The sequence below is a fragment of the Actinomadura sp. NPDC049753 genome (assembly GCF_040674655.1).
Taxonomy (GTDB): domain Bacteria; phylum Actinomycetota; class Actinomycetes; order Streptosporangiales; family Streptosporangiaceae; genus Spirillospora; species Spirillospora verrucosospora.
This window is the reverse complement of sequence record NZ_JBFARL010000090.1, coordinates 11,645-32,348: the sequence shown is the minus strand read 5'-3', so window position 1 is coordinate 32,348 and position 20,704 is coordinate 11,645. Positions and strand designations below refer to the sequence as shown.

21 protein-coding genes are annotated in these 20,704 nt (G+C 73.7%); 14 read left to right on the top strand and 7 right to left on the bottom strand.

Going from position 1 to position 20,704, the window contains the following annotated elements; all coding sequences use genetic code 11:
• A partial coding sequence (locus AB0K37_RS22985; protein WP_363984272.1) for an acyl-CoA dehydrogenase family protein occupies positions 1 to 1,089 on the bottom strand: 1,089 nt, incomplete at its 3' end.
• 182 nt (positions 1,090 to 1,271) lie between these two features.
• On the opposite strand from AB0K37_RS22985, the gene AB0K37_RS22980 reads away from it, so the two are divergent.
• The gene (locus AB0K37_RS22980; RefSeq protein ID WP_363984270.1) at positions 1,272 to 1,868 is read left to right on the top strand and encodes a hypothetical protein; all 597 of its coding nucleotides are present in this window, start codon (positions 1,272 to 1,274) and stop codon (positions 1,866 to 1,868) included.
• Positions 1,869 to 1,920: 52 nt separating this feature from the next.
• Here the strand turns inward: AB0K37_RS22980 and AB0K37_RS22975 are convergent, their stop codons facing one another.
• On the bottom strand, positions 1,921 to 3,096 hold the full coding sequence (locus AB0K37_RS22975) for a winged helix DNA-binding domain-containing protein (protein WP_363984268.1): 1,176 nt from the start codon (positions 3,094 to 3,096) through the stop codon (positions 1,921 to 1,923).
• A gap of 19 nt (positions 3,097 to 3,115) precedes the next feature.
• Entirely contained in the window at positions 3,116 to 3,457 is a 342-nt protein-coding gene (locus AB0K37_RS22970; protein ID WP_363984266.1) for a hypothetical protein, read from the bottom strand.
• A 172-nt stretch (positions 3,458 to 3,629) separates the two neighbouring features.
• Here AB0K37_RS22970 and AB0K37_RS22965 point away from each other — a divergent pair, with 172 nt between their 5' ends.
• Positions 3,630 to 4,307 carry a hypothetical protein gene (locus tag AB0K37_RS22965; RefSeq protein ID WP_363984264.1) on the top strand — a complete coding sequence of 226 codons (678 nt, stop codon included), beginning with the start codon at positions 3,630 to 3,632 and terminating at the stop codon, positions 4,305 to 4,307.
• Positions 4,308 to 4,314: 7 nt separating this feature from the next.
• Here the strand turns inward: AB0K37_RS22965 and AB0K37_RS22960 are convergent, their stop codons facing one another.
• The 4 genes from AB0K37_RS22960 to AB0K37_RS22945 form a co-directional block, all read right to left on the bottom strand.
• Entirely contained in the window at positions 4,315 to 4,722 is a 408-nt protein-coding gene (locus tag AB0K37_RS22960) for a hypothetical protein (protein ID WP_363984262.1), read from the bottom strand.
• Positions 4,723 to 4,839: 117 nt separating this feature from the next.
• Positions 4,840 to 6,096 carry a hypothetical protein gene (locus AB0K37_RS22955; RefSeq protein ID WP_363984260.1) on the bottom strand — a complete coding sequence of 419 codons (1,257 nt, stop codon included), beginning with the start codon at positions 6,094 to 6,096 and terminating at the stop codon, positions 4,840 to 4,842.
• Between the two features lie 81 nt (positions 6,097 to 6,177).
• Entirely contained in the window at positions 6,178 to 7,998 is a 1,821-nt protein-coding gene (locus AB0K37_RS22950; protein ID WP_363984258.1) for an ABC transporter ATP-binding protein, read from the bottom strand.
• Complete coding sequence (locus tag AB0K37_RS22945; protein ID WP_363984256.1) at positions 7,995 to 9,791, bottom strand: ABC transporter ATP-binding protein; 1,797 nt, start codon at positions 9,789 to 9,791, stop codon at positions 7,995 to 7,997. The genes AB0K37_RS22950 and AB0K37_RS22945 overlap by 4 nt, the downstream gene beginning before the upstream one ends.
• Before the next feature lie 185 nt (positions 9,792 to 9,976).
• On the opposite strand from AB0K37_RS22945, the gene AB0K37_RS22940 reads away from it, so the two are divergent.
• From AB0K37_RS22940 to lgt, 12 genes are all read left to right on the top strand, one after another.
• Positions 9,977 to 10,675, top strand: coding sequence for a TIGR03085 family metal-binding protein (locus AB0K37_RS22940; RefSeq protein ID WP_363984254.1), 699 nt, complete (start codon positions 9,977 to 9,979; stop codon positions 10,673 to 10,675).
• A gap of 248 nt (positions 10,676 to 10,923) precedes the next feature.
• Positions 10,924 to 11,130: a cold-shock protein gene (locus tag AB0K37_RS22935; protein ID WP_030144886.1), complete on the top strand. Its 207-nt coding sequence runs from the start codon at positions 10,924 to 10,926 to the stop codon at positions 11,128 to 11,130.
• 928 nt (positions 11,131 to 12,058) lie between these two features.
• The gene (locus tag AB0K37_RS22930; RefSeq protein ID WP_363984274.1) at positions 12,059 to 12,601 is read left to right on the top strand and encodes a Trp biosynthesis-associated membrane protein; all 543 of its coding nucleotides are present in this window, start codon (positions 12,059 to 12,061) and stop codon (positions 12,599 to 12,601) included.
• Positions 12,598 to 13,263, top strand: coding sequence for a response regulator transcription factor (locus AB0K37_RS22925; RefSeq protein ID WP_363984252.1), 666 nt, complete (start codon positions 12,598 to 12,600; stop codon positions 13,261 to 13,263). Before AB0K37_RS22930 ends, AB0K37_RS22925 begins: the two co-directional genes overlap by 4 nt.
• A 10-nt stretch (positions 13,264 to 13,273) precedes the next feature.
• On the top strand, positions 13,274 to 13,684 hold the full coding sequence (locus AB0K37_RS22920) for a DUF2752 domain-containing protein (protein ID WP_363984250.1): 411 nt from the start codon (positions 13,274 to 13,276) through the stop codon (positions 13,682 to 13,684).
• 113 nt (positions 13,685 to 13,797) lie between these two features.
• A complete protein-coding gene (gene trpC, locus AB0K37_RS22915; RefSeq protein WP_345175413.1) occupies positions 13,798 to 14,604 on the top strand; it encodes an indole-3-glycerol phosphate synthase TrpC in 807 nt (268 codons plus the stop codon).
• Positions 14,605 to 14,733: 129 nt separating this feature from the next.
• Positions 14,734 to 15,966 carry a tryptophan synthase subunit beta gene (trpB, locus tag AB0K37_RS22910; RefSeq protein WP_363984247.1) on the top strand — a complete coding sequence of 411 codons (1,233 nt, stop codon included), beginning with the start codon at positions 14,734 to 14,736 and terminating at the stop codon, positions 15,964 to 15,966.
• A complete protein-coding gene (gene trpA / locus AB0K37_RS22905; protein WP_363984245.1) occupies positions 15,963 to 16,775 on the top strand; it encodes a tryptophan synthase subunit alpha in 813 nt (270 codons plus the stop codon). The genes trpB and trpA overlap by 4 nt, the downstream gene beginning before the upstream one ends.
• A 172-nt stretch (positions 16,776 to 16,947) precedes the next feature.
• Positions 16,948 to 17,439, top strand: coding sequence for a vitamin K epoxide reductase family protein (locus tag AB0K37_RS22900; protein WP_363984243.1), 492 nt, complete (start codon positions 16,948 to 16,950; stop codon positions 17,437 to 17,439).
• 60 nt (positions 17,440 to 17,499) lie between these two features.
• On the top strand, positions 17,500 to 18,276 hold the full coding sequence (locus AB0K37_RS22895; protein ID WP_363984241.1) for a thioredoxin domain-containing protein: 777 nt from the start codon (positions 17,500 to 17,502) through the stop codon (positions 18,274 to 18,276).
• Positions 18,277 to 18,428: 152 nt separating this feature from the next.
• Positions 18,429 to 19,277, top strand: coding sequence for a thioredoxin domain-containing protein (locus AB0K37_RS22890; RefSeq protein ID WP_363984239.1), 849 nt, complete (start codon positions 18,429 to 18,431; stop codon positions 19,275 to 19,277).
• Between the two features lie 43 nt (positions 19,278 to 19,320).
• Positions 19,321 to 20,694, top strand: coding sequence for a prolipoprotein diacylglyceryl transferase (gene lgt / locus AB0K37_RS22885; protein ID WP_363984237.1), 1,374 nt, complete (start codon positions 19,321 to 19,323; stop codon positions 20,692 to 20,694).
• Positions 20,695 to 20,704 lie beyond the last annotated feature (10 nt).

Below are 20,704 nucleotides of genomic sequence, written 5' to 3'. Positions count from 1 at the left end.
CGCGCGCAGGGCGAGCACGTCGCGGGGATGCGGATACGGCGCGTGCGGCTCGGCGTGGACGTCGTCGCCGTCGTCCCACAGCACGACCAGCCCCACGCCCGCGTGCTCGCGCGCCGCCTCGACGACCTCGCGCTCGAACCGCGTCCCGAGGTCCTTGACGAGCGCCGCGGACAGCTCGGGCGTCTCGCCCCGGGCGAGGGCCCCCGCCACCCCCAGCGATGCCTGCCGCAGCGCCCACAGGCGCGCCGTGAGCGCGCCGAGCGTCCGCCGCTCGGCGGGACCCGCGGCGCGGCCGTGCAGGAGCCGGATGAGCATGAACGTGCTGAGCAGCCGTTCGGGGCCGCTGCGCTCGTGGGCCAGCTCGGCGGTGACCTGCCGCCACCCGTCCCCGGCACGGCCGAGGACGAGCGCGTCCGGCACGAGGACGCCGTCGAGGACGACCTCGTTGAAGTGGTGCTCGCCGGACAGCCCCCGGATCGGCCTGATCGTCACGCGGTCGTCCGGCAGGGGCACGATGAACTGGCTGAGGCCCGCGTGCCGGTCCTGCGAGCGGGGCGCGCTCCGGGCCAGGACGAGGATCGCGTGCGCGAGGTGGGCGCCGCTCGTCCACACCTTGGTGCCGTGCAGCCGCCACCCGCCGCCCTCGCGCTCGGCGCGGGTCCGGACCGACGCCAGGTCGGAGCCCGAGTCGGGCTCGCTCATCCCGATCGCGAAGAAGCACTCGCCGCGCGCGATCGGCGGCAGGAACCGCCTCTTCTGCTCCTCGGTGCCGTGGGCCAGGATGGACGGGCCGGTCTGCCGGTCGGCGATCCAGTGCGCGCCCACCGGGGCCCCGGCGGCCAGCAGCTCCTCGATCACCACGAACCGCTCCAGCGGTGAGCGCCCGTGCCCGCCGTAGCGCTCGGGGAGCGTCATGCCCAGCCAGCCCCGCTCGCCCAGCAGCCGGCTGAAGGCGGGGTCGGCGCCGGTGAGCCAGCTGTCGCAGCGGGCCGTGAAGGGGGTCTCGGCCAGGAACTCCCGCACCCGGGCCCGCAGCGCGGCGGCCTCGGGCGGGAGCGTGCCGGGGGCCAGGCCGGGCAGTGCCGCCACATGCACCTCCTCTGTCCAGGGGGACGTTACAGACATTCCCCAACCCTTCCGTCAGCGGCCCCTTACAGGAGGCCGTCTGGCGGGGCGGTCGGTTCTCTGAGATCGTGGTCGTCCGGCACAGGCGTTCCGCAGGGGGAGAAGACATGTGGCCCGGGTCCAACCCACCGATGGGACCGCCGCCCATGGAACCGGGCCGGCCGGGACAGGGCCCGCCGGGAGAGGGCTGGACGCCGCAGCGGCGGCGCGTCGGCCCGAGCGCCGGGTGGTACGCGCTGCCGGTCGTCCTCGTCCTGGCCGCCGTGATCGGGTTCGCCACGGTGCTGGCGTTCCTGTGGGACGACTCGGAGGTCGCCGAAGGCCCGGCGGCCGCGGGCGACCCGGCGTCCGGGGTGACCGTCCGGCTCAAAGAGGGCTACGGCTACTTCGTCTACGTCCGGGAGGGCGGCGCCTCCCCCTACGCGTGCCGGGTCGAGGCGGGGGAGCGGTCCGGACTCGTCCAGCTCACGCGCAAGAACTCCTGGAGCGCCTCCGACCACGCGTCCTACCGCTACACCGCCACGTTCAGAGCGCCGGTGACGGGCGACGCCCGGCTGACGTGCCGCGGCGCCGACGGGCCGATCCTCGTGACGCCGGACGACACCGCCAACGGCTACCTCGGCCTCAGCCTGCTGGCCGCGCTCGGCCTCGGCGGCCTCGCCGCCCTGGCCTTCGTCGTGACCTTCCTCCGGCGCAGCGGGGCCGATCGCCGGGCCGTGACCACTGCGGGCCCCTACTTCTGAAGGCCCGACCCCGGTCGGTTCCGGTCGGGGCCGCTGGAGGCGGGGCTCCGGCTCAGGCCGTCAGCTCGCGCTCCAGCGGGGTGCGGAACCGGGGGATCGCGCGGACGTCGCCGTACCACTCCGCGATGCGCTCCGCCTCCCGCTCGACGGCGGCCTCCGCGTCGGCGCCGACGTCCTCCAGGAGGCGGACGACGATCTCGCCGTCCCTGCGCTGCGCCCACCCGCCGACGATGCGGCCGTCCCACCAGACCGACGGCCCGATGTTGCCGTTGCGGTCGAACAGCAGCGGGCCGTGGGGGCCGAGGAACCAGCCGCGCTCCTGCCAGCCCATCGGGGTCGGGTCGAGCGCGGGCAGCAGCGCCGCCGACGGCTCCGGCCCGGGCTCGGGCTCCAGGTCGTCGGACAGGACGAGGCCGGCGGCGCCGCCGAGGTCGACCTCGGTGACGTCCAGGAGCGCGAGGGCCTTCTTGACGTCGCCGGCGCTCCAGCCCGTCCACCACTTCAGGTCGGCCACCGGCGCGGGCCCGAACGCGCGCAGCCAGCGGCGGACGAGGTCGGCGCGGGCCTCGGCGGCCGGGATCGCCTCGATGCCGCCGGGCAGCCACGCCTCGACGGGCGACCACACGTACTGGCTGCTCGTCCACGACCCGTTCGGCCGCCCCCGCACGATGCGGCCCTCGCAGCCGAGCGTGACCAGGACCCAGGTGGTGATGCCCGTGGTCCGCGAGTAGGACTTTCCGGGCGCCATCTCGACCTGGGTCCGCAGCAGCGGCACGTCGGCGCTGATCTGGGCGCCCGTCGCCTGGCCGCGCGCCAGCAGCGCCTCGTGGGCGGCCTCCTCGGCCCGGGCGAACAGGGCCGCCGCGTCGGTGACGTCGCTGCCGCGCTCGATCATCTTCGTGTACCGCGCGCGTTGTCTGGCCGCCAGCCCGTTCGCCGTGGACGCCTGGAGCACCGGGACCAGCTCCGTCGGCGCGACGAACATCGTCCGGCGCATCGCGAGCATCCGCAGCAGCGTGCGGTCGTCGTACAGGGCCTTCTCCACCGCCGCCGGGACGGCGTGGACGCTGCGGGCCGCGACCGACAGGTGGACGGTGGCCGGGTCCGTGGCGTGCAGCACCACCAGGGACCGGACGATGTCGAGGACGTCGTCGGTCCGGGCCGGGACGGCGAGCCGGTGGCGGAGCGCGAGCCGGGCCCGCCGCTCCGCCGTGCTGATCGAACGCATGAGCGAATCCTAGACCGGATCAGCCGTTGTTGGAGATCTTCACCACCACCTGGTCCTTGGTGACGGACTGCACCGAGACGTCGAAGCCCTCGGCCTGCTGCCCGTCCCCGGCCGGCACCGTCACCGTCTGCCCGCCGATCTTGAGGGTGACCATCTCGCCCTGCACCCTCACCAGCTCGGCCTTCACGCCGAGGATGGACGCGCTCGCCTCGACGCCGCGGTCGAAGGTCACCGTGCAGGAGTTGACGTCGCAGGAGGTCTTGCTGTTCTCGCCGCCGCACGCGGCCGCGGCGCCGAGGGGCAGCAGGACGAACGGGAGAACGGCCAGCTTCCGCCGAAGGGGAAAGGAGGTCGAGGTCATGCCGGGGAGTCTAGGCGGGCGGGACCGCGGTGCGCGCCCTCCGCGAGGCGGATCTCCGCGGCGCGGATCCGGCACCTCGCGGTGAGCGGACGTCGCACTGCGCGGTGAGCGGATGTCGCCCCGCGCGGTGAGCGCGCTGGATCTCGGGATGACCTCGTGTTTCGCTGGACGGGTGAACTTCACCGAAGGGGCGGGCGCCGCCGGAGGGGCGGGCTGGGACGACGCCGTGGAAGCGCCGATGCTCGGCCCGGTGGTGTGCGCCGCGCTCGGCATGGAGGCGCGCGCGGTCCGGCGCGGGCTCACCCGGACGCCGGTCGTGGTCGTCGGCTACCGGGCGCGGCGGGCCGACCGGCTCCCGGCCGCCTGCGCCGCCGTCGTCGTCGCCGGGTTCGGCGGGGCGCTCGACGAGCGGCTGCGGCCGGGCGACGTCCTGGTCGCCGACGAGATCCGCGGCGTCGGCGCGGGCGGGAAGGCGGTGCCGTGCGCCGCGCCGCGCCTGCTCGCCGAGGAGCTCATCCGGGACGGGCTGAGCGCGCAGGTCGGCCCGCTGGTCACCACCGACCGCGTCGTCCGGGGCGCCGAGCGCGCCCTGCTGGCGGCCCAGGGCGCGCGGCTGGCGGACATGGAGTCGGCGCTCGTCGCCGAGCGCGCCGGACCGCTGCCGGTCGCGGCCGTCCGCGTCGTCGTCGACGGCCCGCGGCACCCGCTGTGGCATCCGGGCATCGTCCGCCGCGGGCTGGCGGGACGGCGCGTCCTGGCCCGCCTGGGCCCCGCCCTGGAGCGGTGGAGCGTCCTGCTCGTGCGGGGCGAGGAGGGCACCAGCGAGGGGAGCGCGGCAGGCCGCGCCTGACCCGCGCTCAGCCGTGCCCCGAGCCGTGCCCGGGACCGTGGCCGTCACCCTGGACGATCCTGCCGCCGAGGTCCCCGCGCAGCGACTCCAGGGTCTGCTGCTGGCTGACCGCCACCCAGCGCGCCCCGACCAGATACGTCCCGCCCCAGGGCTTGGCCTCCTCCAGCCAGGCGTTCATGCCGGTGTCGGAGGTGAAGCTGAGCAGCACGTAGCGTCCTCGCGCGGTCTTGCAGTTCCCCTGCTCCAGATCCTCGACCTTGCGCTTCCCGGTCAGGGAGCAGTCCGTCCGCTGCGCCAGCTCGGCCAGGCTCGCCGGCTCGGCGGTCTTGCCGCCGGAGGCGTCCGACCCGGCGGAGCAGCCGGCCGCCAGCGGCATCGCCAGCACGGCCGCGCAGAGCGGCACCGTCTTCAACAAGCCGAGATGGTGTCGGGAACCCATCGCTCTTCCTCTCCGGGGTGAGACGCGCGATTCGAGGAAGGAATACGCGCCCCGCCCCGGAGGGGTTCATCCGGGCTCGGAACAGCAGGGGCCTCAGGGCATCATGCGGGCGCCGGCGGCGGCGCGGACGCCGGGGTCCTCGGCGCCGTCGTGATGGAGCCGCTGCAGCCGCAGCGAGGTCTCGCCGGTCAGCGGCGCGGTCCGGGCGGCCTCGGCCCGGACGCCCTCCTCGCAGTCCCACAGCCCTTCGACGGCGTAGGACTCGGCGGTGTGCGGGGCGGTTCTCGTCAGCGCGGTCAGGATGCGGGGTCTCAGATAGGCATAGGTGGATTCGGTCCAAGCGGTCTTCAACAGCGGGACGGCCTCGCCCGCGCGCAGCCGGCCCAGTCCTTCGATCGGGCTCGCGGCGTCGGCCCAGTCGCGCCGGGCGACCGCCGCGTTCAGCTCGTCCATCAGCAGGGGGATGTCCTGGCGGGTGCCGTAGCGGGCGAGGATGCGCAGCCCCATGTCCGCGCAGCCGCCGCGCTGCGCCGCCCACATCCGCGCCCGCGGAAGGGTCTCCGGCCCGTACTCCCGCAACGCCCGGCACACCGCGCCGCCGAACCTGCTCGGCCGCTGGGGCAGCAGTTCCTCCGCGAGGTCCAGCAGGGCGAGCGTCCGGCGGCGCCCCAGCTCGAATATCGCCGCTATGGAGCCTTCGCCACGCCGCCGCGCCAGATCCAGCAACTCGGCCTCGCTCTGCGCGTCCTTCCCGGGGGAAGGGACCATCGCGCGGCGCGCCGCCCGTCCCGCCTCCCGCTGCCGCGCCAGCGCGTCGGCCACCCGCGGCTGCCTCGCCGCCCACGCCTCGATCACCGGGTTGTACCGGCCCGGGACCAGCAGCGCCAGGTCGGCGTCGTCGCACCGCGCGGCGACCAGGGCGTCCAGCCCCACCGCCAGCGAGGGATCCTCAAGATCGATGAGCTCGGCCACCGCGTCGAACCACTGCGCGCCCTCCTCGGCGTACCGGCGCAGCGGCCCGGCGGCCTCCCGCCGGCTCAGCCGCACCAGGTCGGCCAGCACGCCCAGCGCCAGGTCCACCCGCCACTCGTCGGGGTCCGTATGGTCGGACGGAGCGAAGAGATGCTCCGCCACCGGCCCCACCGGCAGCTCCAGATCCACCATCAACCGGGCGTAGTACAGCCGCCGTGACTCGCACTGCCGATCCCAGCGCGGATCGCTCCGGACGCAGGCGTACACGTACTCGCCCGCGCCGGGCTTGTCCGCCGCGCGGCGCGCGGCCCTCCCGAGTCCACGCTGCAGCTGACCGTGCAGCGTGCTCGCCGATTCCAACATGACGTCGTTGCTCACCCCAGCAGAATGCGCACTGGACCAGATAACGGGCAAGTGCTTTAGCGTGCGTTTACCCAGGGAGCGGCCAGGTGGAACCCGTCACAGGCTCCGCTGGGCGACCCAGGAGGCGTGCAGATCGGCGTACACGCCCGGCTCGGCGACGAGCTCGGCGTGCGGGCCGCGCTGCACGATCCGCCCCGCCTCGAAGACGATCACCTCGTCCGCCGCCTCGGCCGTGGAGAGCCGGTGCGCGATCGCGATCGCCGTGCGGCCCCGCGTCACGCCGTCCAGCGCCCGCTGGATCCGCACCTCCGTGGCCGGGTCCACGGCCGAGGTCGCCTCGTCCAGGACGAGCAGGTCCGGGTCGGCGATGTAGGCGCGGGCCAGCGCGACGAGCTGGCGCTCGCCCGCCGACAGCGACTCCCCCCGCTGCCCCACGGGCGTGGCGAGGCCCTCGGGGAGGCCGTCCAGCCAGTCGGCGAGGCCCAGCTCGGTCAGCGCGAGGACGAGGTCCTCGTCGGAGGCGTCCGGACGCCCGTACCGGATGTTGTCGGCGAGCGTCGCGTCGAACAGGAACCCGTCCTGCGGCACCATGACGATCCGCTCGCGCAGTGACGAGAACCGGACGCGGTCCAGCGGCACGCCGTCCACGAGGACGCGGCCCGACACCGGGTCCATGAGCCGGGTGAGGAGCTTGGCGAACGTCGTCTTGCCCGATCCGGTCTGCCCGACGATCGCGACGCGGCTGCGCGGCCTGATGGCGGCGCTCACCTCGTGCAGGACGGGCGGGCCGCCCGGATAGGCGAACCCCACCGACTCGAACCGCACCTCGATGGGACCGCGCGGCAGCGTCTCGCCGGCCTCGCCCGGGTCGGCGACGTCCGGGACGGTGTCCAGCACGCCGAGCACCCGCCGCCAGCCCGCGATCGCGTTCTGCGCCTCGTTCAGGACCTCGGTGGCCGTCTGCATCGGGCTGACGAACAGCGTCACCAGGAACAGGAACGCCACGAGCCGCCCGGCCGACAGCTCCCCGGCGACGCCGAGCAGCGTCCCGGCGATGACGACGGCGGCGGTGGCGAGCGCCGCCACCAGCTCGCTGACCGGGAACGTCAGCGCGACCATCGCCTGCGCCCGCGTCTGCGCCGAACGGTAGGACTCCACGGTCTCGTCCACCCGCCGCCCGGTCCGCTCCTCCGAGGCGTAGGCGCGGATCACCGGGGCGCCCACCACCGACTCGCTGACCGCCGCCAGCAGGTCGCCCATCCGCTCCCGGACGCGCATGTACGCCCTCGACAGGATCCGCTGGAAGCGGCGCAGCGCGAACGCCAGCGGCACGAACGCCGCCCACACCAGCAGCGCCAGCGGCCACGAGTAGACGACCATCAGCACGCTCGCCACGACCAGCTGCCCGATCGAGACGATGAACATCAGCCCGCCCGACTGCATGAACTGGCTGATCTGGTCGACGTCGCCCGTCACCCGCGACACCAGCGCGCCCCGCCGCTCGCCGCTCTGGGTGAGCATCGACAGGTCGTGGACGTGCCGGAACGCCCGCACCCGCAGCGTCGCCAGGCCGCCCTCGGACGTCCTGTACAGCCGCACGTTCATCAGGTACGCGCACACGGCCGTCACCAGGACGGCCGCCGCGCACAGCAGCACCGCCGTCCGGATGAAGGCCAGGTCGGGGCCGTCCGGGCGGCCGAGCCCCTTGTCGATCGTCTGCTGGACGGCGACGGGCACCACCACCCGCCCGGCCGTCGACACCAGCGCGAGCGCCAGCGTCCCGGCCAGCCCGGCCCGGAACTCCGGGCTCAGCCGCAGCCCGCGCCGCAGCGTGCTGATCGCGCCCTCCGCGGCGGTGTCGCTCAGTCCCGCCGCGCTCCTCGGCTTCGAGGCCGCCGTGTCGGTCACCGTCGTCATGCCATGGCCTCCTCGCCGCCCTCGACCGCTTCCTGCTCCGCCTCGGCCCGCTCGTAGGCGTTGACGAGGTTGCGGTAGCCCTCCGAGCCGTCCAGCAGCTCGGCGTGGGTGCCGCGCGCGATGACGCGGCCGTGCTCCATGTAGACGACCTCGTCCGCGAGCGCGATCGTGGCCTTGCGGTAGGCGACGACCACGACGGTCGCGCCGCCGGACTCCTCCGCCTGCGACTCCCGCAGGCTCTGCAGGATGCGCGCCTCGACCTGCGGGTCCACGCTGGACGTCGCGTCGTCGAGGACCAGCAGCCGGGGCCGGCGCACCAGCGCCCGCGCGAGCGCGAGCCGCTGGCGCTGGCCGCCCGACAGCGTCGCCCCGCGCTCGCCCACCCTCGTGTCGAGCCCGTCGGCGAGCGCCGCGACGAACCCCTCGGCCTGGGCGAGCCGCAGCGCCTCCCAGACCCGCTCGTCCGGGACGTCCAGGCCGAGCGTCACGTTGCCGCGGACGGTGTCGTCGAACAGGAACGTCTGCTGCGGGACCAGGGCCGCCGTCGCCGCGACCCCGCCGCGCTCCACGTCGCGCAGGTCGACGCCGTCCAGCAGGACCGACCCGTCCGCCGGGTCGACCAGCCGGACGAGCAGCGAGGTGAGCGTGGACTTGCCCGATCCCGTCGGCCCGACGACCGCGATCGTCCTGCCCGGCGCCGCCGCGAACGACACGTCGTGCAGGACGCGGCGCCGAGCGCCCTCACCGGCCGCCTCGTAGGCGAACCTGACCTCCCGGACCTGGAGCTCGGTCGCCGCGCCCGAACCGGCCAGCGAGCCGTCCCCGAACGGCAGCGAACCCGTCGCGTCCAGGACGCCGCGGACCCGCTTCCACCCGACGACGCTGCGCGGCACCTCGCCCAGCACCCAGCCCAGCGCCCGGATCGGCCACGACAGCAGCGTGAACAGGTAGGCCACGTTCACCAGGTCGCCCGGCGACATCGCGCCCGAGTCCAGCCGCACCGACCCGATCAGCAGGACGGCCAGCACCCCGAGGTTCGGCAGCGCCTCCAGCACCGGGTCGAACAGCCCGCGGATGCGGCCGACGGCGATGTTGGCGTCCCGCAGCTCCCGCGCCCGCTCGGCGAACCGCTCGGTCTCCGCCGCCTCCCGGCCGAGGGTCTTGACCACCAGGCCGCCCTCGAAGCTCTCGTGCGCGACCTCGCTGACCTCCGCGCGCAGCTGCTGCGCGCGGGTCGCCACCGGGGACAGCCGCCGCTGGTACACCACGTTGATGAGGGCCACGGCGGGGAACACCAGGAATCCGACCCCGGCCACGACCACGTCGGTGACCAGGATCGACACCGCGGCGATCAGCAGCATGAACACGACGCCGACCGCCATCGGCAGCGGCGCGATCGGCGCCCACACCGCCTCGACGTCGGCGTTGGCGTTCGACAGCAGCTGCCCGGTCGGGTGCCGGTGGTGCCACGCCAGCGGGAGCCGCAGGTACTGCCGGGTCACCGCCCGGCGGTAGGACGCCTGGAGCCGGTACTGCATGAGGCCCGCGTAGAACCGGCGCCCCGCGACGCCGAGCGCCTTCAGCAGCGCCACCGCCAGGATCAGGGCGGCGGCCCCCGCCAGCGCCCCCGCGGTCGTGTGCCCGGCCTCGAACGCCGGCAGCACGACGTGGCCGGTCGCCCAGCCCAGCACCTGCGCGGTCCCCACGGTCATCGCCGCGTACAGGGCGCTCGCCAGCACCGAGAGGGCGAACACCCGCGGCTCCGCCTTCACCGCCACCCACAGGACGCCCATGCCCTCTCTCAGGACAGGCGGGCTGACGCGTCTGGACGCAGGTGGCACGGCGACTCCTCGATCACGGCGGACCCCAGGAAATGACCCGTTGCGACTGCGGCGGGGGGTTTGTGGGGCTGGATATTCCCTACCATCCGGCCGGGGCGCTTATTCCCGGCCGCCCCGCCGCGGCCTACCATCGGCCGATGAGCACGCCCGACGACGGCCCCGAGCCGTCCGCCCCGAAGCAGGACGGTTCCGGCCCGGCGGACCCCGGTCCGGTCCGCCGCGAACGGCTGCTGCTGGCCGCGGCATTGGAGGAGGCGGGACCGGAGGCGACCACCAGGTGCGCGGGCTGGGACGCCCGCGACCTGGCCGCCCATCTGGTCGTCCGGGAGGGGCGCCCCGACGCGGCCCCCGGGATCGTGCTGCCCCCGCTGGCCTTCTACACCGAGCGGGTACGGCGGCGGACGGCACGCGCCGTTCCGTTCGAACGGCTGGTGGAACGGTTCGCGCAGGGTCCGCCGAAGTTCTCCCCATACGCCCTTCCGGGAGTCGACAAAAACGCGAACGCCGTCGAGTTCTTTGTTCACCATGAGGACATCCGGCGTGCGCGTCCCGACTGGGAGCCCCGCGACCTCTCGCCGGAACTAGAGGAACTACTCTGGCGAAGGATAAAAATTGCCCGCTTTGTCCTAAGGAAAGTTCAGGTCGAGGTAACCCTCGTCCGCCCCGACGGCCGTGCCGCGCGCGTGTCCGGCGGCGGTCGCGGAGCAGTGCGCGTGCACGGCCCCGTAGGCGAACTCCTCCTGTGGGCACTGGGCCGCAGGGACGTCGCGAAGGTGCGCCCGACCGGCGCCACGGACGCTGTCAAGACCCTGACGGAGACCGGTTGGAGTCTTTAACGGGCAGGTAACGGCACGGTTCGCCGAGAGGAGAAACGCAAGTCTTGCGGCTCCTCCGCTTTACGCGGAACCGGTGATACGGTGGGACGGTCGGTTGCAGTCGTGGTTCTCGATCGTTCAGGCGCCCGCGAACTGATGGCAGCGGGCGTTTTGGCTTTTCCGGGACCGTACCGGGAGGCGAGGGCGTTCCGCAGCGACCGCAGGGGCCCGCGAGGTGTGGGCCCAGGTTTTGCCGCAAGGAGAAAGACATGCCCCAGCAGGGCACCGTGAAGTGGTTCAACGCCGAGAAGGGCTTCGGCTTCATCGCCGTGGACGGCGGCGGGCCGGACGTCTTCGTGCACTACTCGGCCATCCAGAGTTCCGGCTACCGCAGCCTGGACGAGAACCAGCGTGTTCAGTTCGAGGTGACGCAGGGCAACCGGGGCCCGCAGGCCGACCAGGTCGTCCCCCTGTAACGCCCGCCAGCCGTACGTGGCAGAGCCCGCCCCCCACCGCCAGGGGGAGGCGGGCTCTGTTTATTGCGTTTTTCTCCTCCTTCGGGCCTGGCGGCCCTCCATCGTCGATAAACGCGGGCGATCGCTGGCATCGCTCCGGCTCGCCTTGCGGCTCGCTGCGCGATCAGGTTCTCGCTTCGCTCGAACCTGCCTTCGGACGCGATCGCTGTACCTATGGCAGTGCTCTCCTCCTTCGGGCCTGGGCGGCCCTCCATCGTCGAGCACCGCGGCGATCGCTGGCATCGCTTCGACTCGCCTTGCGGCTCGCTGCGCGATCAGGTTCTCGCTTCGCTCGAACCTGCCTTTGGACGCGATCGCCACTCCTCAGGTCGTCGGGTGGTTGCTCCGCCGACTGAGGCCGGCGCGCCCGTTGTGCTCCGGGTCGCCCTTCGGGCCTAGCGGCCCTGGGGCTCACGTCCGATGAGTGGTGCTGTCTCGCTCGGCTCGCCTGGCGGCTCCCTTTGCGAACGGTTCTCGCACGCTCGAACCCGCCTGCGGATGCCTACTGCCACCCCTCGGCTTGCTAGGTGGTGGCTGCGCGCTTGCCGTGCCAGGTCCGCCCTTCGGGCCTGACGGCCCTGGGGCTCACGTCCGGTGAGTGGTGCTCTCTTGCTCGGCTCGCCTTGCGGCTCGCTTCGCGGACGGTTCTCGCACGCTCGAACCCGCCTGGATGCCTACTGCCACCCCTTGGCTTGTTGCGTGGTTGCCTTGGCGGTCGTTGGTTTTTTGTGGTGGGGGTCGGTGGGTGGGGTGGGGGCGGGGGTTCGGGGGGCTGCCATAAACTCGGGGGTATGTCCGTGGGAACGTCTGGTTTGGTCGCATTGATCACTGCGGTGGTCGTCGAGCGGCGCGGCTCATGACGCCTGGGCGTGAACGTGGGTTGACGGCGGTGGTGTGCGCTGCGGGGGCCGGGCTCGCGCTGCTCGCGGCCGGGCGCACCTGGGCCACCGTTCGGGCGCAGGACGCCATCACACCGTTCACCCAGCAGCTGACCGGCGGCGACCTTGGGGGTGCGGCCGGGGCGCTCGGGTGGGCCGGGCTGGCCGGGCTCGCTGCGCTTCTGGCGACCCGGGGGCGGGTTCGCGCGGGTGTCGGGGTCCTCATCGCCTTGTTCGGTGTGGGGATCGCCTACGCGTCCACCGTGAGTGTGCAGCGGTCCAGTGTGCTGGCTGCCGCCGGGGACAAGAGCGCTTTGCTGAGGCTCGGGGCGCATCCCGTGCTGGACGTCAATCTCTGGTGGCTGGTTTCGGTCACCGGTGGGGTCGTCCTTGCCGTGGGCGGGATCCTCACCGCCGTGCGGGGGGCGCGGTGGCCCGGCATGTCGGCCCGCTACGAGCGCAGCGCGCCGCGCAAGGCGGCGGAGGACGATCCGTCCGCCCTGTGGAAGTCACTCGACCGCGGCGAGGACCCGACCGCGCACGAGCGGTCGTGAGCGGCGACGGTGTCGGGGTCGTGCTCGTGATCGAGCACGACCCCGCCGTCGCCGAGCTGGAACGCCGCTACCTCGCCAGGGAGGGCTTCGACGTCGAGATCGAGGCCGACCCCGCGCGGGCGCCCGCCGCCGCCCGGCGCCGGCGCCCCGACGCCGTCGTCCTGGACCTGTCCACCACCGCGCTGCCCGTCGACCTGTACCGCCGCGTCGCCGACGTCGTCCGGCCCGCGCCCGTCGTCGCCGTCACCGGGCCCCTCGATCCCATGATCGGGCGCGCCCTCGGCGACCACCGCGTCGAGCGGCCCTTCGGGCCCCGCGTCCTCGTCGCCGCCGTTGCCGAGGCCCTGCGCGCCGGCGCACCCGCCGAGGCGCCCGGCCCCCTGCGCGCCGGCCGCGTCGCCCTCGAACCCCGCGACCGGGCGGCCCTCGTCGGCGACCGCCGCGTCGCCCTCACGGTCACCGAGTTCGACCTCCTCGAATTCCTGATGGCCAACCCCGGTCGCGTCTTCACCCGCGAGCAGCTGCTCGACGCCGCATGGGGGCCGGGCGCCGGCGCCGGAAGCCGCACCGTCGACGTCCACGTCGCCCAGCTGCGGGCCAAGCTCGGCGAAGGCAGCCCCATCAGGACGGTGCGCGGCGTCGGCTACGTCCTGGACGCCTAGGGTGGACGGCGTGACTCGCGCGCGCTCACAGGCGTTCCTGCCGCACGCGGCCGTGCTGGCCGGGGTCGCCGGCGGGGTCCTGGTGATCGCGCTGCGGGGGGATCCCAACGAGCCGGGCCACTACCCGGGCTGCCCCTTCCTGACGCTGACCGGCTACTACTGCCCCGGGTGCGGGATGACGCGGCTCGTCTACGCGCTGGCGCACGGCCACGTGGGCACCGCGTTCGGCCTCAACCCGCTGCTCTTCGTCCTGCTGCCGGTCTTCGGGTACCTGTACGCGCGGTGGACGTTCAGGACCGCGCAGGGGCTGCCCATGCGGTCGGCACTGTTCAAGCCGGCCGTCGCGTATTCGTTCGTCGGCCTTCTCATCGTCTACTGGATCGTGCGCAACCTGCCGTTCGCGCACGTGCTCGCGCCCTGACGCGCGCGGCCCGGCCGGCGGGAACACCGCACGGCCCTCCCGGGTGCGGGACGCGTCGGAGGGGGCGGCTACGATCGGTGCACGGAACGACCTGAAATAGGGGGCCTGCGACCTTGAGCGTTTTGGACGAGATCATCGAAGGCGTCCGGGCCGATCTCGCCGACAGGCAGCGCGAGGTCCCGCTCGACGCCCTCAAGGAGCGGGCGGCGAAGGCCCCGGCCCCCAGAGACGCGCTCGGCGCGCTGCGAGGGCAGGGCGTCTCGGTCATCGCCGAGGTCAAGCGCAGCAGCCCGTCCAAGGGCGCGCTCGCCGCGATCGCCGACCCCGCCGCGCTCGCCCGCGACTACGAGGCCGGCGGCGCCAAGGTGATCAGCGTGCTGACCGAGCGGCGCCGGTTCGGCGGCAGCCTGGCCGACCTCGCCGAGGTCCGCGCCAACGTCGACGTCGCCCTCCTGCGCAAGGACTTCATCGTCACCTCCTACCAGCTGTGGGAGGCGCGGGCCGCGGGCGCCGACATGGCGCTGCTGATCGTCGCCGCGCTGGAGCAGGACGCGCTGGTCTCGCTGGTCGAGCGCGCCGAGTCGATCGGGCTCGTCCCGCTCGTCGAGGTGCACACCGAGGAGGAGGCGGCCCGCGCCGTCGACGCCGGCGCCAAGGTCATCGGCGTGAACGCCCGCGACCTGCGCACGCTGCAGGTCGACCGCGGCGTGTTCGCCCGGGTCGCGCCCCTCATCCCCAAGGACGTCGTGAAGGTCGCCGAGTCCGGGGTGCGGGGCCCGCACGACCTGCTCGCCTACGCCTCCAGCGGCGCCGACGCGGTGCTGGTCGGGGAGAGCCTCGTGATCGGCAAGGACCCGCGCGCCGCGGTCGCCGACCTCGTCGCCGCCGGCGCCCACCCGGCGCTGCGGCAGAGCGGCTGAGACACCCCCGCGACGAGTGGATAGGGTTACGGGCATGCAGGTCGAACCGCTCCGGGAGCGATGGCGGGGCTAGTCCAGGACCCCAGTGACCGGATCAGCCGCTTCTCCCACGACAGGACGCGTTTTCTCATGACCATGGACACCGCCGCGCGCGGTGCTGAAGCCCTGCCCGACGCCACGGGCCACTTCGGGCCCTTCGGCGGGCGCTTCGCCCCCGAGGCCCTCATGGCGGCCCTGGACGAGCTCGCCCACGAGTTCGAGACCGCCAAGAACGACCCCGCCTTCGTCGCCGAGCTGGAGGACCTGCTCGCCGGCTACGCGGGCCGTCCCAGCCTGCTGACGGAGGCCAGGCGCTTCTCCGAGCACGCGGGGGCCCGGGTGCTGCTCAAGCGCGAGGACCTCAACCACACCGGCTCCCACAAGATCAACAACGTGCTCGGCCAGGCGCTGCTCACCCGGCGGATGGGCAAGTCCCGCGTGATCGCCGAGACCGGCGCCGGCCAGCACGGTGTCGCCACCGCCACCGCCGCGGCCCTGCTCGGCCTGAGCTGCACCGTCTACATGGGCGAGGTCGACACCGAGCGGCAGGCCCTCAACGTCGCCCGCATGCGGATGCTCGGCGCCGAGGTGGTCCCCGTCCGGACCGGCAGCCGCACCCTCAAGGACGCCTGCAACGAGGCGTTCCGCGACTGGGTCGCCAGCGTCGAGGACACCCACTACTGCATCGGCTCGGTGATGGGCCCGCACCCGTTCCCGGTGATGGTCCGCGACTTCCAGCGCGTCATCGGCGTCGAGGCCAGGCGGCAGTGCGTGGAGATGACCGGCGCCCTCCCGGACGCCGTCGTCGCCTGCGTGGGCGGCGGCTCCAACGCGATCGGCACCTTCCACGCGTTCGTCGGCGACGAGTCCGTCCGGCTGATCGGGTTCGAGGCGGGCGGGGAGGGCGTCGCCACCGGCAAGCACGCCGCGACCCTCGTCGGCGGCTCCCTCGGCGTCATCCACGGCATGCGGACCTACCTGCTGCAGGACGAGGACGGCCAGACCCTGGAGACCCACTCGATCTCGGCCGGGCTCGACTACCCCGGCGTCGGTCCCGAGCACTCGTGGCTGCACGAGACCGGCCGCGCCGAGTACCACGAGATCACCGACGCCGAGGCGATGGAGGCGTTCGCGCTGCTGTGCCGCACCGAGGGCATCATCCCGGCGATCGAGTCCGCGCACGCGCTCGCCGGCGCGCTCAAGGTCGGCAAGGAGCTCGGCCCGGACGCCACGATCGTCGTCTGCCTGTCCGGACGGGGCGACAAGGACATGCACACGGCCGCCGCCTTCTTCGGCCTGATGCCCGAGGGAGAGAACGCGTGAGCGCCCGGATCGCCTACGACAAGGCCAGGGCCGACGGGCGCGCCGCCCTCGTCGGGTACCTGCCCGCCGGATTCCCCAGCTACGAGGGCGCCGTGCAGGCGGCCAGGACGATGGTGGACGCGGGCTGCGACGTCATCGAGATCGGCCTGCCCTACACCGACCCGATGATGGACGGACCCACCATCCAGGACGCCGTCCACCGGGCGCTCGTCGGCGGCGTCCGCGTCGCCGACGTGTTCCGCACCGTCGAGGCCGTCGCGGCCACCGGCGTCCCGGTCCTCGTCATGACGTACTGGAACCCGGTCGACCACTACGGCGTCGACCGGTTCGCCCGCGACCTCGCCTCCGCCGGCGGATCCGGCCTGATCACGCCCGACCTCTCTCCCGAGGAGGCCGGGCCGTGGCTGGAGGCGTCCGACGCCCACGGCCTCGACCGCGTGTTCCTCGTCGCGCTCAGCTCCACCGACGAGCGCATCGAGACGATCACCCGGGCGTGCCGCGGCTTCGTCTACGCGGCCTCGCTGATGGGCGTCACCGGCGCCCGCTCCGCCCTCGACACCGGCGCCACGCGCCTGGTCGAGCGGACCCGCGCCGTCCTGGACAAGGCCGGCACGGGCCTGCCGGTCGGCCTCGGCCTCGGCGTCGGCACCGGCGCCCAGGCCGCCGAGGTCGCCGGGTTCGCCGACGGCGTGATCGTCGGATCGGCGTTCATCCGCCGCCTGCTGGACGCCCCCGACCTCGCCTCCGGCCTCGCCGGGGTCCGGGCGCTCACCGAGGAGCTCGCCGCGGGCGTGCGGCACGTCCGCTGATCATTCCGGACAGCCCGGGGCGTCCGCGCGGGACCGGCGAAACCCGGCTCCGCGCGGACGTCCCGCCAGGTCGCGGGAACTAGCCGCGCCCTCGCCCGAGTTGAAGGCTTGTGGGACCGCCGGCAGCCAATAGGGTGTGGTCGCCGGCACAGGCGGTCCCGGGAGGAACACGATGACGCAAGAGATGACGGTGAAGAGCCGGGCCGGGGCCGCGGGGCAGCCGCTGCCCCCCGCGTGGCTCCAGATCACGGCGTGGGTGCTGACCCTCGCCGGATTCGGCATCTCCGTGTACCTCACGATCTCGCACTACGACGAGGGCGCCCTGGTGTGCTCGGCGTCCAGGACCGTGGACTGCCACGCCGTCACCACCAGCGAGTACTCCACCCTGGCCGGCCTCCCGATGCCGCTGTACGGCCTCGCGTTCTTCCTGGCGTTCGGCGCGCTGATGACGCCGTGGGCGCTGCGGTCGACCTGGCCTCCGCTGCGCTGGGGACGGATCGCGTCCGTCGCGGTGGGCGTGCTGTTCGTGGTCTACCTGGTGACCGTGGAGCTGGCGCTCCTGCACAAGATCTGCCTGTGGTGCACCGGCGTCCACGTCATCACCGTCCTGCTGTTCCTCCTCGTCCTGGCCGACGAATTCCGGCGGGTCGGCCAGGTCGACTAGTCTCGCCGTCGTAGCGCGCCGCACTGTGCCGGCGCGGGTCCGCACGCTATAGGAGAACCAATGAGCAAGGCCGCACGAGAGCGGTCCGCGAGGGAACGCCTGGCCGCCGAGCGCAAGCGGCAGGCGGCGCGGGAGAAGCAGCGGCGGCTGCTCGCCATCGTCCTCGGGTCGGTGGTGGTCGTGGCGGTGATCGTGGTCGCGACCGTCCTCATCATCGACCAGAAGAACAAGAACGGCCGGGCCGAGGTGCACCAGGGCGCGCTCGCCCCCGTGAGCCGCCAGGCCGACGGCTCCATCCTCATGGCGCAGTCCGGGGTGAGCAAGCCGGAGCTGGAGATCTTCGAGGACTTCCAGTGCCCGATCTGCAAGCAGTTCGAGGCCGCCACCGGCAAGACCGTCCAGCAGCTCGCCCAGCAGGGCAAGGTCAAGGTCGTCTACCGGCCGTTCCACCTGTTCGGGCAGCAGAAGGACCCCGTCCGGATCAACTCGCTGCGCTCGGCCGAGGCGGCGCTGTGCGTGCCCGCCGGCCAGTGGGTCTCCTACCACGACGCGCTCTTCAAGTTCCAGCCGCCCGAGGGCGAGAAGGGCTTCTCGCCCGACGACCTCGTCAAGTGGGGCAAGGACGTCGGCGTCACCGACCCGAACTTCGAGAAGTGCGTGCGGGACGAGCAGAAGAAGTCGACGGTCGACGCGATGACCAAGTACGCCCTGCAGGACCGCGGTGTCCAGGGCACCCCGAGCGTCTTCCTGAACGGCAAGCAGCTCGACCAGACGCAGTTCATGAACCCCGCCGGCCTGCGGGCGGCCATCGACGCCGCGGCCGCCGCCAGCAAGTGACCGGCCGCGTCCAGGACGCCTGAACACCGAAGCGCCACGCCGCGCCGCCCCTCCCGGGACGGCGCGGCGTGGCGCTTTCCGCCGTCCGGCGGGTCCGTGCCCGCTACGCTCGTAGACGCTCACCAGCACGCAGAGTGACGATCGGGGGATCGATGAGCGAGCACGGCAGGGAACCGTCCGCGCGCAAGCGGCTCGCGGACGAACGAACGCGGGCCGCGGTCCGGCGCCGGCGCCGGCGGGCGCTGCTCGTGATCCTCGGCGCCGTGAGCGTGGCGGCGGTCGCGGTCGTGGTGGTCGTCGTCGCGCTGTCCGGGACCGGCGAGAAGCCCCTCCGGAACTCCTACAAGGGCGCGCTGGCGCCCGCCGCCCGCCAGCAGGACGGGTCGGTCGCCATGGCGCAGCCGGGGGTCTCCTCACCGGTCCTGGATGTGTGGGAGGACTTCCAGTGCCCCGCGTGCAAGGCCATGGAGGAGCGGGTCGGCGCGACGATGAAGGAGCTCGCCGCGCAGGGCAAGGTCAAGGTCGTCTACCGGCCGTTCCAGCTCTTCCAGCAGGACCCGCTGATGTCCAACTCGCGGCGCGCCGCGAACGCCGCCGCCTGCATGCCCGCCGACCACTGGGTCGCCTACCACGACAAGCTCTACGCCGAGCAGCCGCCCGAGGGCGACACGGGCTTCTCCACCGGCGACCTCGTCAGGTGGGGCGAGCGGCTGGGGGTCGCCGACCCCTCCTTCGCCGCCTGCGTCCGCGGCGACCAGAAGATCAAAACGGTGAACCAGGCGAGCGCCCAGGCCGGCCGGGCGGGCGTCGACGCGACCCCGTACCTGGCGCTGAACGGCAAGAAGGTCGGCAACGACGCCCTGGCCTCGCCGAACGACCTCAGGAAGGCCGTCGCGGAGGCCGGCGGCGGCACGCCCGTGCCGGGGAGCACGCAGTCCGGCGGCACGGCGGGCGGCTCCGGCGAGGGGGCCGCGATGATGACGATCTCGTCGCGGTCCTAGAGGAGGCGCGCGCTGTGCCCCGGAGGCGGTAACGTCAACGGTCATGCACCCGGTCGCCTACATACCGAGTCCCTCGCAGGGCGTCTGGCACCTCGGCCCCGTGCCGCTGCGCGCCTACGCCATCATGATCATCCTTGGCATCGTCGCCGCGGTCTGGCTGGGCGAGCGCCGCTGGGCCGCCAAGGGCGGCACCCCCGGCGTGATCATCGACGTGGCCGTGTGGGCGGTGCCGTTCGGCCTGGTCGGCGGGCGGCTCTACCACGTGGTCACCGACTACCAGCGCTACTTCGGGGAGGACGGCGACCCGGTCCGGGCGCTGGAGATCTGGAAGGGCGGCCTCGGCATCTGGGGCGCCGTCGCGCTCGGCGCGGTCGGGGCGATCATCGGCTGCCGGCGGCGGGGGATCTCGGTGCTGGCGCTCGGCGACGCGGTGGCCCCGGGCATCGCGCTCGCGCAGGCGATCGGCCGCTGGGGCAACTACTGGAACCAGGAGCTGTACGGCCGCCCGCTGGACACCTTCTGGGCACTGAAGATCGACGAGAACCACCGGCCGATGCTGGACGGCGGGCCCGGCCTCGACCCCAAGTACGCCGACGTCGCCACCTACCATCCGACGTTCCTGTACGAGTCGCTGTGGTGCCTCGGCGTCGCGGTCCTGGTGATCTGGGCCGACCGCCGCTACAAGCTCACGCACGGACGCGCCTTCGCCCTCTACGTCGCCGCCTACACCGTCGGGCGCGGCTGGATCGAGGCGCTGCGCATCGACGACGCCCACCACGTCCTCGGGCTGAGGCTCAACGACTGGACGTCCATCGTCGTCTTCGCCGGCGCGGTCGCCTACCTGTACCTGGCCCGCGGGCGCACCGGCCCGGAGAACGTCGGCGCCCCGGCGGCCGCGGCCGCGCCGTCGGCCGCCGTCCCCGCCGCGGCGGAACCCGAGGCGACGACCGAGGAGCCGGACGACACCACCGCCGTGGCCGCCGCGGGCCATGCGGGCGGGGAACCGGCCGAGAAGCCGGCCGAGGAACTGGCCGAGGAACTGGCCGAGGAGCCGGCGGCGCAGGGCGAGACGCCGCAGGACGAGGTGACCGAGGCCGCGGCCCCGGAGACCGAGGAGCCCGCCGCGGAGGCCGGGGAGCCGGAGGCGGCGCCCGAGGCGGCCAGCGGGGAGCCGGAGGCGACGTCCCCCGAGGAGCCCGAGCCCGCCCCCGAGGCCGCCGAGGAGGATCCCGCGCCGGAGGCGAAGGCCGACGAGCCGGCCGAGCCCGAGGGCGAGACCGCGACCGAGCCGGAGCCCGAGGCCCGCACCGAGACCCCCGCCGCTGAGACGGAGGACGAAGCCGGGAAGAATGAGGCCGACGGTGCCACCGCCCACGACCGGGTGGAGAAGGGGGAGCCCGTCAAGGACGGGAAGTAGGAAACGGCGA

What these genes read in the sequence shown, in the direction of transcription:
- AB0K37_RS22980 (WP_363984270.1), top strand. Translation starts at nt 1,272, where the DNA reads ATGGAACCGGGCCGGCCGGGACAGGGCCCGCCGGGAGAGGGCTGGACG.
- AB0K37_RS22975 (WP_363984268.1), bottom strand. Translation starts at nt 3,096, where the DNA reads ATGCGTTCGATCAGCACGGCGGAGCGGCGGGCCCGGCTCGCGCTCCGC.
- AB0K37_RS22970 (WP_363984266.1), bottom strand. Translation starts at nt 3,457, where the DNA reads ATGACCTCGACCTCCTTTCCCCTTCGGCGGAAGCTGGCCGTTCTCCCG.
- AB0K37_RS22950 (WP_363984258.1), bottom strand. Translation starts at nt 7,998, where the DNA reads ATGACGACGGTGACCGACACGGCGGCCTCGAAGCCGAGGAGCGCGGCG.
- AB0K37_RS22945 (WP_363984256.1), bottom strand. Translation starts at nt 9,791, where the DNA reads ATGGGCGTCCTGTGGGTGGCGGTGAAGGCGGAGCCGCGGGTGTTCGCC.
- AB0K37_RS22940 (WP_363984254.1), top strand. Translation starts at nt 9,977, where the DNA reads ATGAGCACGCCCGACGACGGCCCCGAGCCGTCCGCCCCGAAGCAGGAC.
- AB0K37_RS22935 (WP_030144886.1), top strand. Translation starts at nt 10,924, where the DNA reads ATGCCCCAGCAGGGCACCGTGAAGTGGTTCAACGCCGAGAAGGGCTTC.
- trpB (WP_363984247.1), top strand. Translation starts at nt 14,734, where the DNA reads ATGACCATGGACACCGCCGCGCGCGGTGCTGAAGCCCTGCCCGACGCC.
- AB0K37_RS22900 (WP_363984243.1), top strand. Translation starts at nt 16,948, where the DNA reads ATGACGCAAGAGATGACGGTGAAGAGCCGGGCCGGGGCCGCGGGGCAG.
- AB0K37_RS22895 (WP_363984241.1), top strand. Translation starts at nt 17,500, where the DNA reads ATGAGCAAGGCCGCACGAGAGCGGTCCGCGAGGGAACGCCTGGCCGCC.
- AB0K37_RS22890 (WP_363984239.1), top strand. Translation starts at nt 18,429, where the DNA reads ATGAGCGAGCACGGCAGGGAACCGTCCGCGCGCAAGCGGCTCGCGGAC.
- lgt (WP_363984237.1), top strand. Translation starts at nt 19,321, where the DNA reads ATGCACCCGGTCGCCTACATACCGAGTCCCTCGCAGGGCGTCTGGCAC.